The organism is Candidatus Accumulibacter propinquus (genome assembly GCF_056856495.1).
Genome location: NZ_JBSEHC010000001.1, coordinates 338,245 through 352,767, shown reverse-complemented (window position 1 = coordinate 352,767; position 14,523 = coordinate 338,245). Strand labels below are relative to the sequence as shown.

Genomic DNA, 14,523 nt, shown 5'->3' with positions numbered 1-14,523 from the left:
AGGCGCGGCGGGTCCGCGCCGCCGCGCCTAGAAAATAGCCCCTAGAAACCGATCGTCAGCAAGGCGTACGCTGCGACGACCGTACCCAGCATGGCCAACCCATAGCAAAGCAACTTGGCGCCGGTGCCAGCGTGAATACCGACATCGTGCAGACTGTGAAAGATGCGGTGAGCGGCGTGCCACAGGAAGAGTGCGATGACCGCGAAGACAAAGCCCTTGCCGATCCAGTTCTGGGCAAAGGCAAGCATGCGCGGATAGCTCATGGTATCCGGCGGGAGCAGCAGGCCAAGTGGGACCGCAATGCCGGTAATGAACACCAGCATCGGACCGAACAGCGCCGACAACATGCCGCCGGCTCCGAACAGTGCCCAGAAAATCGGTGCGTTGGAACGTTTCAGCGTCGGTTTCATCGTGCCATCCCCCATACCAGAGCGAGCAATCCGAGACTGGCCGCAGCCGCCACGGCAAGCCCGCTGCCGGTAATTGCCCAGGCCGACAGACGCTGGCCGCCGACGACCACCGGCGGCATGGTCCGCGGCATGATCTTGAACCACGTGTACGTATGATAAGCGATGGCAACCAGTGCCAGCAGGTGGAAACCGATGTACCACGGGTTCTTGAGCGCAGTGAGCCAAGCCGTCCAGGCGGCTTCCCCCTGCGACAGACGGACCAGACCGGTCAGCAGAATGGCGGCGTAGGCGGCGACGAAGAGGGCCGTTCCCTCATGAATCATGTACTCGACAAAGTAGGGATTCTTCCGCCACCAACCATCCATGGAGCGAACATAGGGACGACGCTTGTTCACTTTGCACCTCCCTTCGGAGCAAGGAAACGCAGAAAATAATCCATCGCACTATTGGTCTTGTTCTGGTTGACGGCGTTGGCCGGGTCGACATGTTTAGGGCAGACCTCTGAGCAATAACCCACGGCAGTGCAGTTGAATACACCCTCTTCGGCATTGACCAGTTCCATGCGCTCGGCCTTGCCGCCGTCACGAGAATCGACGTTGTAGCGATGCAACAAAGCAATCGCAGCCGGCCCGACAAAGCTGGAATTGAGGCCGAACTGTGGACAGGCTGCGTAGCAGAGCAAGCAGTTGATACACGAACTGAACTGCTCGTAGGCATTCAATTGCTCCGGCGTCTGCAGGTACTCGCCCTGCGCCAGGGTACGCGCTTCCTTCGGGATAATGTAGGGCTGGATACTTTCCAGCTTCTCGATGAAACCTTCCATACCGATCACCAGATCGCGCTCGATCGGGAAATGCGCGAGGGCCTCGACCCGCACGCGGGCCGGATAATAGTCCCGCAGAAATGTCTGGCAGGAGAGGTTCGGTTCACCATTGATCATCATCCCGCAGCTGCCGCAAATGGCCATCCGGCACGACCAGCGAAAGCTCAGCGAACCGTCGAGGTAGTCCTTGATGTATTGCACCCCCTGCAGCACCGACATGTCATCGGTAAACGGCACCTCGAAGACCTGTCGGTGCGGTTCCTTGTCCGTTTCGGGGTTATAACGCAGAACTTCGATTTCGATCGTCTTCTGGTGTTCAGACATGGGACGCCTTCCTTTCCTGCTCGGCCTTTTCGCCTGCTGCACCATAGGCGCGGGTACCTGGCTGGGACTTGGTGATCTTGACCGGGCCATAGTCGATGCGTGGAGGGCCGCCAACGACATAATGCGCCTGCGAATGTTTCAGAAAGTTCACGTCGTCGCGCTGCTCGAAGCCGTCGAGCCGCTGGTGGGCACCACGCGATTCTCGCCGGTGCAAGGCCGAATAAGCCATCGTCTGCGCTACATCGAGCTGGTACTCGAGTTCGATCGCCAGCAGCCATTCGGTGTTCCAGACGCTCGATTTGTCTTCCAGATTGACTTTCCCGAAGCGCTCCTTGAGTTCTTCGAGTTTGCTGCAGGTCTTCTGCATCGTTTCCGCCAAACGGTAGATTCCGCAGCCATCTTCCATGGTCTGCGCCATCTCCTTGCGCAAGGTCGCTATGCGTTCGCTGCCGCCGGTTCTGGTTTTCAGTGCAAGCACCCGCTGCTCGACGGCCTGCGCCTGCTTGTGCAGGCTCGCGGAATTTCCCGGCGCTACAGATCGCGCAAAACGCGCCGCTTCGACGCCTGCCACCTTGCCAAAAACGCAGAGTTCGGACAGGGAATTCGAGCCGAGCCGGTTAGCACCGTGGATACCCACGCTGGAACACTCACCGGCGGCATAGAGGCCAGCCAGCGGCGACGCGCAGAGACCGTCGACGAGAATGCCGCCCATGGTGTAATGCACCGCCGGGCGGACCGGTATCGGCGCGCGAGCAGGGTCGACACCGAGAAACTGCTCAGCCAGTTCGTAGATTTGCGGCAAGCGTTCGCGCAGCTTGGCTTCGCCGAGATGGCGGAGGTCGAGATGCACCACCGAACCGTGTTGCCCCTCGATGGTGCGACCCTTCTGTTGCTCGTACCAGAAGGCCTGGCTCAAGCGGTCGCGCGGCCCGAGTTCCATCGCCTTGTTGCGCGGCGTCGGCTCGGCCGGCCCAAGGCCGTAGTCCTGAAGATAGCGATAGCCGTCCTTGTTGACCAGAAAGCCCCCCTCGCCACGACATGCTTCCGTAAACAGCAGGCCGGTACCCGGCATGCATGTCGGGTGATACTGAACAAATTCCATATCCCGCAGGGGTACCCCGTGCCGGTAGGCCAGAGCCATGCCGTCGCCGGTCACCACGCCGCCGTTGGTGTTCTCGCGGAAGACCCGCCCGGCACCGCCAGTCGCGATGACCACCGATCTGGCCTCGACCAGGGTAAATTCACCGGAACCAATCTCGATCGCGACAACGCCCTGGACGCGACCGTCCTCGACCACCAGATCAACGCAGAAATGTTCGTCAAAACGCTTGATCGACGGGTATTTGATCGAGGTCTGGAACAGTGTGTGCAGCATATGGAAACCGGTCTTGTCGGCCGCAAACCAGGTACGCTCGATCTTCATGCCGCCAAAGGCACGCACATTGACGTGACCGTCCGGCGTACGGCTCCACGGACAACCCCAGTGCTCGAGCTGAGTCAATTCCTCGGCACAGTGCGCCACGAAGTACTCCACCACGTCCTGCTCGCAAAGCCAGTCGCCACCGCCAACGGTATCGTTGAAATGATAGTCGAGGCTGTCGGTCGGCAACTTGACCCCCGCCGAACCACCTTCAGCGGCGACGGTATGGCTGCGCATCGGATACACCTTTGATACCAGCGCAATCCTGAGGGCCGGATCAGACTCGGCCACAGCGATCGCTGCCCGCAGCCCCGCCCCACCGCCGCCCACGATCACGACGTCTGCCTTGTATATCTCCACGCTTCATCCTTTCTCGTACCGGGCATCGCCGGCCACGATCATTGTCCGAAAAGCCCGGCCGCACCAAACCGGCCAGACCCGCTGCTGATCTACCCGCCAGCTTGTCGCTCATGCCCTGTTTCGGCAACCTCTAGCGTCAACATCTGATACATGCCACCAAAGAAGCGCTGCTTGCCAATCGAGACGAAGCCCCCTGCCTTCGGGAGCCAGGCCGTGACCTCCTCGCTGAAGAGGTCGCGGGCAAAGGGTTCCAGCCGGTCGAGGACCGGCTTCCAGAAGTACCGTAGCGGGTTGAAACGGCTGGGCGGAGCATAGTCCACAATGGTCAACGTACCACCGGGACGAACAACCCGCAGCGCCTCGGCCAGCGTTCGCTCGCGTACGGCCTGCGGCTGCTCGTGCAACAAGAAAAACAACAACGCCCGGTCAAAACTGGCATCGGCAAAACCCAGTGCTGCAGAATCCATGCAGTGAAGTTTGATCGGCGCATCGCGTCCCAGCTTGCTGGCCAGATTCTCCAACTGGATCGGCAGGATATCGACGATTTCCAGCAACCCGTCGGAGGTTACGCAGTCGGCCAGCCGCGGCGTCAGGTCGCCGTACGCACAGGCAATCTGCAGCGTGCGCCCAGGCAAGCGGTGTTCGTAATCATGCAGCACCGCATTGCACAGGCGTTTGTAGTTACCCCAGAGAATCAGGTTCACCAGCCATTGCCGCTCGAAGACATGTACCGCGCGCGGATGAACATAGGCCCACCAATAGTGGGCCTGCAGGTAGTGCGGCACGACAGGCACGGCCTTCTTTACAGCCACACACGTGGCCACAGGTCTATCGAAGCGATTTTTCATAATGGAGGATGCCAGGGTTTACGTTCGGCAATATGCCTTTCGAGGTCAGGGAGCCTGACCGGAGGTGCCGCATTGATTCCGCGCCGGCCGAGAAGTTCCATGGTTGATATTCTTTTGATTCTCTGGCCCACCGTTCACCCGCTCTGAACTTGGGCATCCCGGAGCCGTCAGGCCGTACCCTACCCGATCAATCGGCCGAACGCAACCGAGGCAACACGGCCAGGGCATTCAGCGCTGTGGCCCGCGCCAGATCGTTGGCGTCGATGCCGCGCAATTCGGCCAGCACGGCGTTGATCCGCGGCAACTGCGCCGGCGTGTTCCGGCCGCCCGCAAGCCACTCAGGCGGCATGTCCGGGGCATCGGTTTCCAGCACTATCGAAGCCAGGGGCAGCGTAGCGGCGAGGTGGCGAATACGCGTCGAACCGGAGTAGGTCAAAGCACCGCCAAAGCCGAGTCGAAAACCCAACCGGACAAATTCGTCCGCCTGCTGGCGGCTGCCGTTGAAGGCGTGAGCAATCCCACCCCGGACGGTGATGCGGCGCAGATATTTGAGCACCTGATCCACCGAGCGGCGCACGTGCAAAAGCACCGGCAGGTCCGTTGCACGGGCAATCTTGAGTTGCTCGACGAAAAAATACTCCTGTTTCTCGACATCCGGATCAGCGACAAAGAAATCAAGGCCAATTTCACCGACGGCAACCGGCCATTGCGGTCCGTCCGAAACACGCTGCAGCCACTCGCGCAATGCCGCCAGATCGGCCTCGCCGGCGGACTTGACGAAAAGCGGATGGATACCGAAGGCCGGGACACATCCTGCATGGCGCGCACAGCATTCCCTGACTTCGGTGAAGCTCGCTACATCGACCGCCGGGACGAGCATGCTTGACACCCCCAATGCCCGTGCCAAGGCAACCACCTCGTCGCGGTCACCAGCAAACGCGGCCGCAGCAAGGTGGCAATGCGTGTCAATCAGCATCGCCGAAGCTCAACCCCGATCGTAGGATGCCTTGCGACGCTCGAAGAAGGCGGCCAAACCCTCGTTGAAATCGGGATGCGCACCACAGGCTGCAAAGGCGCGCTGTTCGGCGTGCAATTGAGTTTCCAGAGCGGTGTCCAGCGACTGATTCAGCAAGGCTTTGGTGCGTGCCAATGCAGCGGCCGGACCGGCGGCCAGACGCTGTGCCAGCCCCTCGGCCTCGGCTGTCAACTGCGCCAGTGGCACAACGCGATTGACCAGCCCCAGTTCGCGAGCACATGTGGCGTCGAAGCGGTCGCCGAGCAGGGCGATCTCCATCGCCTGTTTGAGGCCGACCTGCCTCGGCAAGGACCAGGTCGCACCGCCGTCCGGGGACAGGGCAATGTTGCTGTAGGCCAGAGTGAAGTAAGCATTGTCGGCTGCAACGACCAGATCACAGGCCATCATCAGCGACATTCCGAAGCCCGCAACGGCACCATGCACTGCGGCGATCACCGGCTTCGGCATGCCCTTGAGGTTGAGGATGGTGGTATGCACGACGGCGATCATTTCTTCGAAGCGTATTTGCCGCTGCTGCGGCGACATCGCCAGTTGGTCACGAAACCATTTGAGGTCGCCGCCGGCCATGAAGTGATCACCGGCGCCGCGCAACACGACCGCACGTACGTCGGGATCAAAAGCGGCACGTGCTGTCGTCGTGCGCAGGTCGTCGATCATCGCCAGATTGAGTGCGTTGAGCGATTCCGGCCGGTTGAGGGTCAACGTGGCGACATGACCACTGACCTCGTAAATCACTGTGCTCATGCTGTTCTCCTGTATGCACTTAAAGGAACCGGAAGGACAACTCGGGCGAGCGGCCGCTGATGATATCGGCCAAGGCAGCGCCCGAGCCGCAGGCCATTGTCCAGCCTAGCGTACCGTGGCCGGTGTTGAGGTAAAGATTGGGAATTGCCGAACGGCCGATGAGCGGCACGTTGGACGGTGTCGCCGGGCGCAGACCACACCAGAATACGGCCTCCCCGGCGGGACGCAAAGCCGGAAACAGTTCACCGGCCCGCAGCATCAGCGCAGTGCAACGCACCGGATTGAGTTCGGTATTGTACCCATTGAATTCGGCTGTTCCGGCAATTCGCAGGCGCTGGCCAAGACGCGAAAATACGAGTTTGTGACCGTCGTCGGTGAGACTGACGCTTGGCGCGACGCTGTCCGCTGCCAGCGGCACGGTAGCCGAATAGCCTTTGGCCGGATAAACCGGCAGTCGCAAACCAAGCGGGCGCAGCAACAGCGGCGTGTAACTGCCGAGTGCGGCGACGTAGACGTCGGCCTGATGCCGCTGGCCACCGACCAGCACGCCGTCGATCCGGCCCGCTGCGGCGATCAGCCGATCGACCGTGGCACCGTAGTGAAAAACGACGCCGCGCGCCGCACAGCGGGCCGCAAGCTGCTGGGTGAAACGATGCGCATCACCGGATTCGTCGGCTGCCGTATAGTCCGCGCCGACCAGCAGCGCGCGTGCTTCTGCAAGAGCCGGCTCGATGGCGATGCACTCGTCGACGCTCACCGTGCGTCGTTCGCAGCCAAACTCGCGCATCAGCACCGCCGCCTCGATGGCCGCGGCAAACTCGCGACGGTCGGTATATACGTGCAGAATGCCGCGTTCGAGATGGTCATAAACCAGCGAGGTTTCGGCGCGCAGCGCCTGCAACTGGCGACGGCTGTAGAGCGCCAGGTTGACGATCTGGCGCATGTTGTCGCGCGTCCGCCGTGTGCTGCACTCGCGCAGAAAACGCAGACTCCAGTCCAGCAAGGCCGCATCCCAGCGAAGGCGGAACAGCAATGGCGCGTCCTCGCGCCGCATCCAGGACAAGGCACGCAGCGGGGCATGCGGGTTGGCCCACGGTTCGGCGTGCGAGACTGAAATCTGGCCGCCATTGGCAAAGCTGGTTTCCAGTCCTGCGGCAGGCTGACGATCGAGCATCGTCACCTGGTGCCCCGCTTTGGCCAGATACCAGGCACTGGTGACGCCAACGACACCCGCACCGATCACCAGAACCTTCAAGCAGAGAGCCCCTGATCCCGAGTAATGCGCACGACTTCTGGAATGCGACGCACGCTGCGCATCAGACGCGCCAGGGAAGTGCGACTGGCGACCTGCACCGTAAAGTGCAGCGTGGTGTACAGTCCCGGATGCTTTTCTTCCATATTGACGTGCTCGATGTTGGTGCCGGAACGTGATATCTCGGTGGCGATGCGTCCAAGAGCGCCAACCGTGTTCTGTACCATGATCAGCAAGCGCACGCTGAACAGCTTGCCGGGCTCCGGTTCCCACTCGACGTCAAGCCACTTCGTCGGTTTGGCGCTACGCGCCTTGCGGATGGCCGGACAATCATGGGTATGGATGACCAGACCCTTGCCCTTCCAGATCGAGCCGATGATCGGATCACCCGGGATCGGCTGACAGCAGGGCGCGAACTGCACGGCCATGCCTTCGGTGCCACGAATGACCAGGGACGCCGGCGACTTGTCGGCCGGTTGTGGCGTATCCTCGCGCGCCAGCAGGCGACGGGCAACCACCCCGGCAAGGCGGAAGCCCAGCCCGATATCGGTGTACACTTCCTTGATCAGCTTGTTGCCGGAATCTCGCAACACGTTCTTCCAACTCGAAACCGGCAGCTCAGAGGCAACCACGCCAAGCGCCCGCAACTCCTGGTTCAACATCTTCTCGCCAAGCGCGGTCGACTCGTCATGGTGTGCCGTTTTCAGGTAATGGCGGATCTTGCTGCGCGCCCTGCCAGTCTTGACGTGACTGATCCAGGCCACGCTCGGGTGGGCATCGGCGGCGGTGACTACCTCGACCCGGTCACCGTTGGTCAGTTCGGTCGCCAATGGCATGAGCTTGAAATTGACCTGCGCAGCAACGCAGTGGTTGCCGATATCGGTATGCACCGCATACGCCAGATCGACCACCGTGGCACCGCGCGGCAGGGCAATGATCTTGCCTTTGGGCGTGAACACGTAGATCTCGTGCGGAAAGAGATCCACCTTGACGTGCTCGAAGAACTCGGACGAATCGCCGGTCGCACTCTGCAGGTCGAGCAGCGAGTGAAACCACTTGGTCGTCTTCTGCTGCAGTTCGGCACCGAAGTCCTCGCTGTCCTTGTACAGCCAATGCGAGGCAACGCCTTCCTGGGCGACATTGTCCATCGCCTCGGTGCGAATCTGCAACTCGAATGGGGTGCCGTGCGGACCGATGAGCGTAGTATGCAGCGACTGATAGCCGTTGGGCTTGGGAATCGCGATATAGTCCTTGAACTTCCCTGGCACCGGTTTATAGAGGCCATGCAGCGCACCGAGAGCGAGGTAGGCGGTGGGGACATCATTCACCAGCACTCGAAAGCCGTAAACATCGAGCACCTGCGAGAAGGACAGGTGCTTGTCCAGCATCTTGCGATAGATCGAGTACAGCCCCTTCTCGCGACCGAACACCCGCGCCTCTATGCCCGCCTCGTCCAGCTTGCCGGTGAGGCCTTCCAGGATTCGCGACAGCAACTCGCGACGGTTGCCACGCGCCGCCTTGAGCGCGCGCGCCAGAACGCGCGCGCGCATCGGATAAATCAGTTGAAACGAGAGATCCTGCAACTCGCGAAAAAGCTTGTTGAGGCCGAGCCGACTGGCGATCGGTGCGTAAATCTCCAGTGTCTCGCGGGCGATACGGCGGCGCTTGTCGGCGCGGACGGCAGCCATCGTCTGCAGGTTGTGATGGCGGTCGGCCAGCTTGATCAGCACCACACGCAAATCGCGTGCCATGGCCATCAGCATCTTGCGGAAGTTTTCCGCCTGCGCCTCCTCGTGCGACTGGAACTCGATCTTGTCGAGCTTCGACAGTCCATCGACCAGATCCGCGACCGGTTTGCCAAAGCGCTCGGCAATCTCGACCTTGCCCACCGACGTGTCCTCCATCACGTCGTGCAGCAGCGCCGCAACCACCCCCTCCACATCCATCTGCCATTCGGCGATCGCACCGGCTACCGCCAGGGGGTGAGTAATGTAGGGTTCTCCAGACAGGCGCAGCTGCCCACGATGTGCAGCCTCGCTGAACAGATACGCCTCCCGTACGACCTGAATTTCTTCAGGCGGAAGATAGCTCAGAGTGTCGATAAAAACCTGATAAGCGGGATCGTCCTCTGGATGAGGCGACAGCGGGGCGTTGTCAGCCACCGGCAATTCACCGGACAGGCTGGCTGCGGCAACCGGATCCCTGATCACACACTGCCCAACCGGTGGGGTGAAAGTCAGGCCTGACCGCGGTTGAGGACTTCCAGACCGACCCGGCCGCCGGCGATTTCGCGCAGCGCAATTACCGTCGGCTTGTCCCGACCCGGGTCGACCAGAGGTGATGCGCCAGCGGTGATCTGACGGGCGCGGTAAGTGGCCGCCAAGGTCATCTGAAAACGGTTCGGAATACGGTGCAGACAATCGTCTACGGTCACTCTTGCCATGCAAATCTCCCAGGAGAGTCAGAGCATTGTTGCGAACAGGATGGAATGGCGCCGGCGCTGCGCAGCGTAACGGAGTCGTGCGGCGCGAATCACCGCCAACAGGTCATGCAGCGCGCGCTGCAGATCGTCGTTGATAATAACATAGTCGAATTCGGCCACATGCCGCATCTCATCGCGCGCCGCGGCCACGCGCAGAGCGATCGTAGCGGCGCTGTCGGTGTCCCGCTCGCAAAGACGACGCTCCAGCGCGTCGAGCGAGGGCGGTAGAATGAACACGCCGATCGCCGCCGGGAACAATCGGCGCACCTGCTGCGCCCCCTGCCAGTCAATCTCCAATAGCACATCCTGGCCAACCTGCAAGGCCGACTCGATACCGTTCCTCGATGTGCCATAGTAGTTGCCATGCACTTGGGCCCACTCGATGAATTCATCCTTACGGACTTTTTCCAGAAAATCCTGCACGGCAACAAAGTGATAGTGGACGCCGTCGCGCTCACCAGTTCGCGGGCTGCGCGTGCTGTGAGAAATGGACACACAGATTCCCGGATCGTTCTCCAGCAACAGGCGCACCAGAGTCGTCTTCCCGGCACCGGATGGGGCCGTGACAATGTAGAGGTGTCCGCTCATGGTACTTTCGCCAGCAAATATATGGCCTCAATTGTACCTGCGGCGACATCGATTTTCGGATCCTCGCCACCAGCCGCTCCGATGGGCATGGACTGGCCCCGCGTTACCGACGAAAATTGCGGGATCGATCCGTTCACCGTGCGAGGAGCCCCTTGATGTTCCGATGGAAGTTGATGCTGCACACTGCCCTACCGCTTGCCGCGCTATTGGCAACGAATGCCGGCGCTGCAGTGCCGCTCAAGATTCTCGGCTTTGACGACATGTCCTGCCGTGCCTGGTCTGCGTCGAAAGACGATGTCGAGCAACGAGCACTCTACGTCGCCTGGGTACGCGGCGTGCTCAGTGGTCACAACTACGCCAACCCAAGCCAGCAGGTTTCGGCGATTTCGAGTGGAACGGTCGAACAGCATGTAAACCGCTATTGCACGGACAAACCGCTGGGGCAGTTCAGTGATGCGGCTTTTCGTCTTAGCGACCAGTTTTCCGGTCGCAACGCCGCGATCACCAAGTAGAAAACGATAAGCTCGTGCGACTGTGCGGCGGCAACCACCCCCTTGCAGAAACTCGCAACTGGAGAGCCTGACAGGCCATGCCGTCCCGCGATGGCAACCCTGCCGAGTCCGGCGGGGTTGCACTCACCAGGCGGCAAATTGCCTAAGCTCCCCGCTTCCTTTATCCTTCCCCCCTCCTCCCCCTGCCGGCGACCTGAACGCATGAGCATCAGTAAAAAATCCCCCCAAGAAGTCGAGAAAATGCGTGTTGCCGGCCGCCTGACGGCCGAGGTCCTCGACTACATCGCGCCGCATGTCAGGTCGGGAGTCACTACTGGCGAGATCGACCAGCTCTGTCACGACTATATCGTGAATGTTCAAGGCTGCATCCCGGCGCCGCTCAACTATGCTCCACCCGGCTACAGACCTTATCCGAAGTCGATCTGCGCCTCGATCAACCATCAGGTATGTCATGGCGTTCCCGGCGACCGTCAACTCAAGAACGGCGACATCGTCAATCTCGACGTCACCGTAATCAGCGACGGTTACCACGGCGACAGCAGCCGCATGTTCCAGGTCGGCGAGACGTCGGTGCAGGCGCGCAGACTCTGCGAGGTCACTTTCGAATGCCTCTGGTTGGGCATCGCACAGGTCAGGGCGGGCGCCCACCTCGGTGACATCGGGCATGCCATCCAGCAACATGCGGAGCAATCGGGCTATGCGGTGGTCCGCGAGTTTTGTGGGCACGGCATCGGCGCGAAATTCCACGAAGAGCCGCAAGTCCTTCACTACGGTCGCCCAAATACCGGCATCAGACTCGAGTCCGGCATGGTGTTCACTATCGAGCCGATGATCAACGCCGGCAAAGCAGCGATCCGCACCATGGCCGACGGCTGGACCATCGTCACCAAAGACCATAGCCTGTCGGCGCAGTGGGAGCACACCATCCTCGTCACCGAAACGAGCTACGAAGTCCTCACCGTATCGGAGGGCACACGCCCCAAGCCCGACTGGATCAGATAGTGACCACGCGCACTGCCACTTTCGACCGTCAGGCGCTCATTGCCTGTTGTCGGGCACGATTGCAGTCGGGTCAGAGAACGGTGCGTGAGCGCTATCTCTGCGAAGGCGACGCACCGCGCCTGTTGCACGAGCGCTGCCAACTGATCGACGGCATCCTCTGCGACTTGTGGCAGGCCCTGGAGTTGCCTTCCTCGCTGGCCTTGGTCGCGGTCGGGGGCTACGGACGCGGCGAACTGTACCCAGCCTCCGATGTCGATATCCTGCTTCTGTTGCCGAATCCACCCGACGAGGCCTTGACCACCTCCCTTGAGCGGGCAGTGGCTCTGTTCTACGACATCGGCCTGGAGATCGCCCCCAGCGTGCGTACTCTCGATGAGTGCAGGCGCGCCGCCCTGGACGACCTGACGATTCAGACGGCCTTGCTCGAAGCACGTCTGCTTACCGGCAACAGCGCGGTCTTTCAGGAACTCTGCGAGCAACTCATGGAAGACCTTGAGCCGCAGGCATTCTTCGCAGCCAAGCGCCTGGAACAGGACGAGCGCCACCGCCGTTACCAGGATTCACCGTACAGCCTCGAACCCAACTGCAAGGAGGCACCGGGGGGTTTGCGCGATCTGCAGACGATCCTGTGGATTGCCCGCGCCGCAGGCTATGGAAATTCCTGGGAAGATCTGGCCCAGCACGGTTTCATCACCCCGGCGGAAGAGCAGCAACTGCAGCGCAGCGTGAGTTTCCTGCAGCGTCTGCGAACCCGTCTGCACCTGCACGTCAACCGGCGCGAAGATCGCCTCCTCTTCGATTACCAGACTGCGCTCGCAGAACAGTTGGGGTTCGAGCCCACGCCCACCCGCCGCGCCAGCGAGCGACTGATGCAAGGCTATTATCGAACGGCCAAGGAAGTCACACAGATCAACACCATCCTGCTGCTGAACCTTGGCGCCGCGATATCGCCGCCACCGCAGCAGTTGCCGCAAGCGATCAATGAGCGCTTCCGCAACACCTACGATCTGCTTGATGTGGTCGATGAGGATCTCTTCGGCAGCAACCCTGGCGCCATGCTCGAGGCCTTCTTGTTGATGCAAAGGCATCCCCAGCTGCAGGGGATGACGGCGCGCACTTTGCGCGCCCTGTGGCATGCCCGCATGCTGATCGACGACAGCTTCCGCCGCTCGCCCGGCAATCGTGCGTGTTTCCTGGAGATCCTGAAACAACCGCGCGGGGTACTGCACGAACTCCGGCGCATGAACCAGTTCGGAGTGCTTGGCAGGTACCTGCCCAATTTCGGCAGGATCGTCGGCCAGATGCAGCATGACCTGTTCCACGTTTACACCGTCGACCAGCATAGCCTGCAGGTCCTGCGCAACCTGCGCCGCTTTCTCGCCGGCGAGTTCGCTCACGAGTATCCGCTGTGCAGCGAGCTGATCAGTGATTTCCCTCGTCCCTGGGTGCTCTACGTCGCAGCGCTGTTCCACGATATCGCCAAGGGGCGAGGTGGCGACCACTCGGAACTTGGTGCCGTCGATGCCGCGAAGTTCTGTGCAGATCACGGTATCGACGCAGAGGACAGCGAACTGATTGTCTGGCTGGTCAGGCGTCATCTGTTGATGTCCAGCGTTGCCCAGAAACAGGATATCGCCGACCCTGACGTCGTGGGCGCATTTGCCGCGACGGTGAAGGACGAGCGGCAACTGGTGGCCCTCTATCTGTTCACCGTCGCCGACATTCGCGGTACCAGCCCGAAAGTGTGGAACACATGGAAAGGCCAACTGCTCGAGCAACTCTTCCGGAGCACCTGCCGGACCCTGCTCGCCGGCGGCCAGGTGCCCGTCAGACAAGGACTCATCGAGGAACGTCAGCAAGAAGCACTGCGCCTGCTGCGCTACTTCGCACTCCCCGACGCGGTGCATCAACGCTTGTGGCGGCAACTCGACACGGTATATTTTCTCCGACATTCGGCGGAGGAAATCGCCTGGCACACGCGCGCCCTGCACTATCGAACCCGTGTCGAGGAACCGGTGGTCAAGGCACGCGTCAACCCGCAGGGCGAAGGGCTGGAGGTGATGATCTACACGCGCGACCAGCGCGACCTGTTTGCACGGCTGGTGGGGTTCTTCAGCCGTGCCGGTTACACCATCGTCGATGCCAAGATCCACACCACGCGTCACGGCTACGCGCTGGACAGTTTCATGCTGCTCGACCTCAGCGATCGCGGCAGCGACCGCGCGATGATCACTTACATCGAGCACGAGTTGAGCGCGCGTCTCAGTCGCCTCAGCCCACCGGAGGCACCAGGCAGCGGGCGAATCTCGCGTCAGGTGAGGCACTTCCCGGTGCAGCCGCTGGTCACCATCGAACCCGACGAAAAGGGCCTGCACTATGTCCTCTCGGTCAGTGCAGCCGATCGCCCCGGCCTGCTGTATACGGTTGCCATGACTTTGGCTGCACACAGTGCCAATCTGCACACAGCCAAGATTTCGACGCTCGGCGAACGGGTTGAAGATACCTTTCTGCTCAGCGGCGGAGACCTCGGCGACAGCGCCAGCCGCATCAAGCTGGAAAGCGAGTTGCTGGAGCGACTCAAACTCTGAGCATGTTTGCGCACCGGCGGTACCCCGGGCTTGGCTGCCCGTCAGAAAATCCCCGCGGCAGGCACCAGGGCGAAACGATGGCAGGACAAACGACGGTTCAAAGTGTCGGTTTTTTTTACACACGCATCAGCCAC

The 14,523-nt window shown here is 61.2% G+C and carries 14 protein-coding genes; 3 read left to right on the top strand and 11 right to left on the bottom strand.

Annotated elements, in window-relative coordinates:
- Positions 1–41: 41 nt before the first annotated feature.
- The 11 genes from frdD to gmk all read right to left on the bottom strand — a co-directional run bounded on the left by frdD (position 42) and on the right by gmk (position 10,287).
- A complete protein-coding gene (gene frdD, locus AC15MQ_RS01575) occupies positions 42–410 on the bottom strand; it encodes a fumarate reductase subunit FrdD (protein WP_287653138.1) in 369 nt (122 codons plus the stop codon).
- On the bottom strand, positions 407–805 hold the full coding sequence (locus AC15MQ_RS01570) for a fumarate reductase subunit C (protein WP_287653139.1): 399 nt from the start codon (positions 803–805) through the stop codon (positions 407–409). Before AC15MQ_RS01570 ends, frdD begins: the two co-directional genes overlap by 4 nt.
- The gene (locus AC15MQ_RS01565) at positions 802–1,557 is read right to left on the bottom strand and encodes a succinate dehydrogenase/fumarate reductase iron-sulfur subunit (protein ID WP_287653140.1); all 756 of its coding nucleotides are present in this window, start codon (positions 1,555–1,557) and stop codon (positions 802–804) included. The genes AC15MQ_RS01570 and AC15MQ_RS01565 overlap by 4 nt, the downstream gene beginning before the upstream one ends.
- Positions 1,550–3,337 carry a fumarate reductase (quinol) flavoprotein subunit gene (frdA, locus tag AC15MQ_RS01560; RefSeq protein WP_483079110.1) on the bottom strand — a complete coding sequence of 596 codons (1,788 nt, stop codon included), beginning with the start codon at positions 3,335–3,337 and terminating at the stop codon, positions 1,550–1,552. The genes AC15MQ_RS01565 and frdA overlap by 8 nt, the downstream gene beginning before the upstream one ends.
- An 89-nt stretch (positions 3,338–3,426) precedes the next feature.
- Positions 3,427–4,149, bottom strand: coding sequence for a rhodoquinone biosynthesis methyltransferase RquA (gene rquA, locus AC15MQ_RS01555; protein ID WP_287653142.1), 723 nt, complete (start codon positions 4,147–4,149; stop codon positions 3,427–3,429).
- Between the two features lie 223 nt (positions 4,150–4,372).
- Positions 4,373–5,161, bottom strand: coding sequence for a TatD family hydrolase (locus AC15MQ_RS01550; RefSeq protein WP_483079109.1), 789 nt, complete (start codon positions 5,159–5,161; stop codon positions 4,373–4,375).
- A 9-nt stretch (positions 5,162–5,170) separates the two neighbouring features.
- Entirely contained in the window at positions 5,171–5,965 is a 795-nt protein-coding gene (locus AC15MQ_RS01545) for an enoyl-CoA hydratase/isomerase family protein (RefSeq protein ID WP_287653144.1), read from the bottom strand.
- A gap of 19 nt (positions 5,966–5,984) precedes the next feature.
- Positions 5,985–7,220, bottom strand: coding sequence for a D-amino acid dehydrogenase (locus AC15MQ_RS01540; protein WP_483079108.1), 1,236 nt, complete (start codon positions 7,218–7,220; stop codon positions 5,985–5,987).
- The gene (locus tag AC15MQ_RS01535; protein ID WP_483079107.1) at positions 7,217–9,379 is read right to left on the bottom strand and encodes a RelA/SpoT family protein; all 2,163 of its coding nucleotides are present in this window, start codon (positions 9,377–9,379) and stop codon (positions 7,217–7,219) included. Before AC15MQ_RS01535 ends, AC15MQ_RS01540 begins: the two co-directional genes overlap by 4 nt.
- A 74-nt stretch (positions 9,380–9,453) precedes the next feature.
- Complete coding sequence (gene rpoZ / locus AC15MQ_RS01530) at positions 9,454–9,660, bottom strand: DNA-directed RNA polymerase subunit omega (RefSeq protein WP_287653146.1); 207 nt, start codon at positions 9,658–9,660, stop codon at positions 9,454–9,456.
- Between the two features lie 18 nt (positions 9,661–9,678).
- The gene (gene gmk, locus AC15MQ_RS01525) at positions 9,679–10,287 is read right to left on the bottom strand and encodes a guanylate kinase (RefSeq protein ID WP_287653147.1); all 609 of its coding nucleotides are present in this window, start codon (positions 10,285–10,287) and stop codon (positions 9,679–9,681) included.
- A 155-nt stretch (positions 10,288–10,442) separates the two neighbouring features.
- Between gmk and AC15MQ_RS01520 the strand changes: the two genes are divergently transcribed.
- The 3 genes from AC15MQ_RS01520 to AC15MQ_RS01510 all read left to right on the top strand — a co-directional run bounded on the left by AC15MQ_RS01520 (position 10,443) and on the right by AC15MQ_RS01510 (position 14,389).
- A complete protein-coding gene (locus tag AC15MQ_RS01520) occupies positions 10,443–10,799 on the top strand; it encodes a hypothetical protein (protein ID WP_287670617.1) in 357 nt (118 codons plus the stop codon).
- Between the two features lie 201 nt (positions 10,800–11,000).
- Complete coding sequence (gene map / locus AC15MQ_RS01515) at positions 11,001–11,801, top strand: type I methionyl aminopeptidase (RefSeq protein ID WP_287653149.1); 801 nt, start codon at positions 11,001–11,003, stop codon at positions 11,799–11,801.
- Positions 11,801–14,389, top strand: coding sequence for a [protein-PII] uridylyltransferase (locus tag AC15MQ_RS01510; RefSeq protein ID WP_483079106.1), 2,589 nt, complete (start codon positions 11,801–11,803; stop codon positions 14,387–14,389). The genes map and AC15MQ_RS01510 overlap by 1 nt, the downstream gene beginning before the upstream one ends.
- Positions 14,390–14,523: the final 134 nt, after the last annotated feature.

Excerpts from the sequence above, each read along its gene's own strand:
- frdD (WP_287653138.1), bottom strand. The coding sequence starts at position 410 with ATGAAACCGACGCTGAAACGTTCCAACGCACCGATTTTCTGGGCACTG.
- gmk (WP_287653147.1), bottom strand. The coding sequence starts at position 10,287 with ATGAGCGGACACCTCTACATTGTCACGGCCCCATCCGGTGCCGGGAAG.
- AC15MQ_RS01550 (WP_483079109.1), bottom strand. The coding sequence starts at position 5,161 with ATGCTGATTGACACGCATTGCCACCTTGCTGCGGCCGCGTTTGCTGGT.
- map (WP_287653149.1), top strand. The coding sequence starts at position 11,001 with ATGAGCATCAGTAAAAAATCCCCCCAAGAAGTCGAGAAAATGCGTGTT.
- rpoZ (WP_287653146.1), bottom strand. The coding sequence starts at position 9,660 with ATGGCAAGAGTGACCGTAGACGATTGTCTGCACCGTATTCCGAACCGT.
- AC15MQ_RS01520 (WP_287670617.1), top strand. The coding sequence starts at position 10,443 with ATGTTCCGATGGAAGTTGATGCTGCACACTGCCCTACCGCTTGCCGCG.
- AC15MQ_RS01565 (WP_287653140.1), bottom strand. The coding sequence starts at position 1,557 with ATGTCTGAACACCAGAAGACGATCGAAATCGAAGTTCTGCGTTATAAC.
- AC15MQ_RS01545 (WP_287653144.1), bottom strand. The coding sequence starts at position 5,965 with ATGAGCACAGTGATTTACGAGGTCAGTGGTCATGTCGCCACGTTGACC.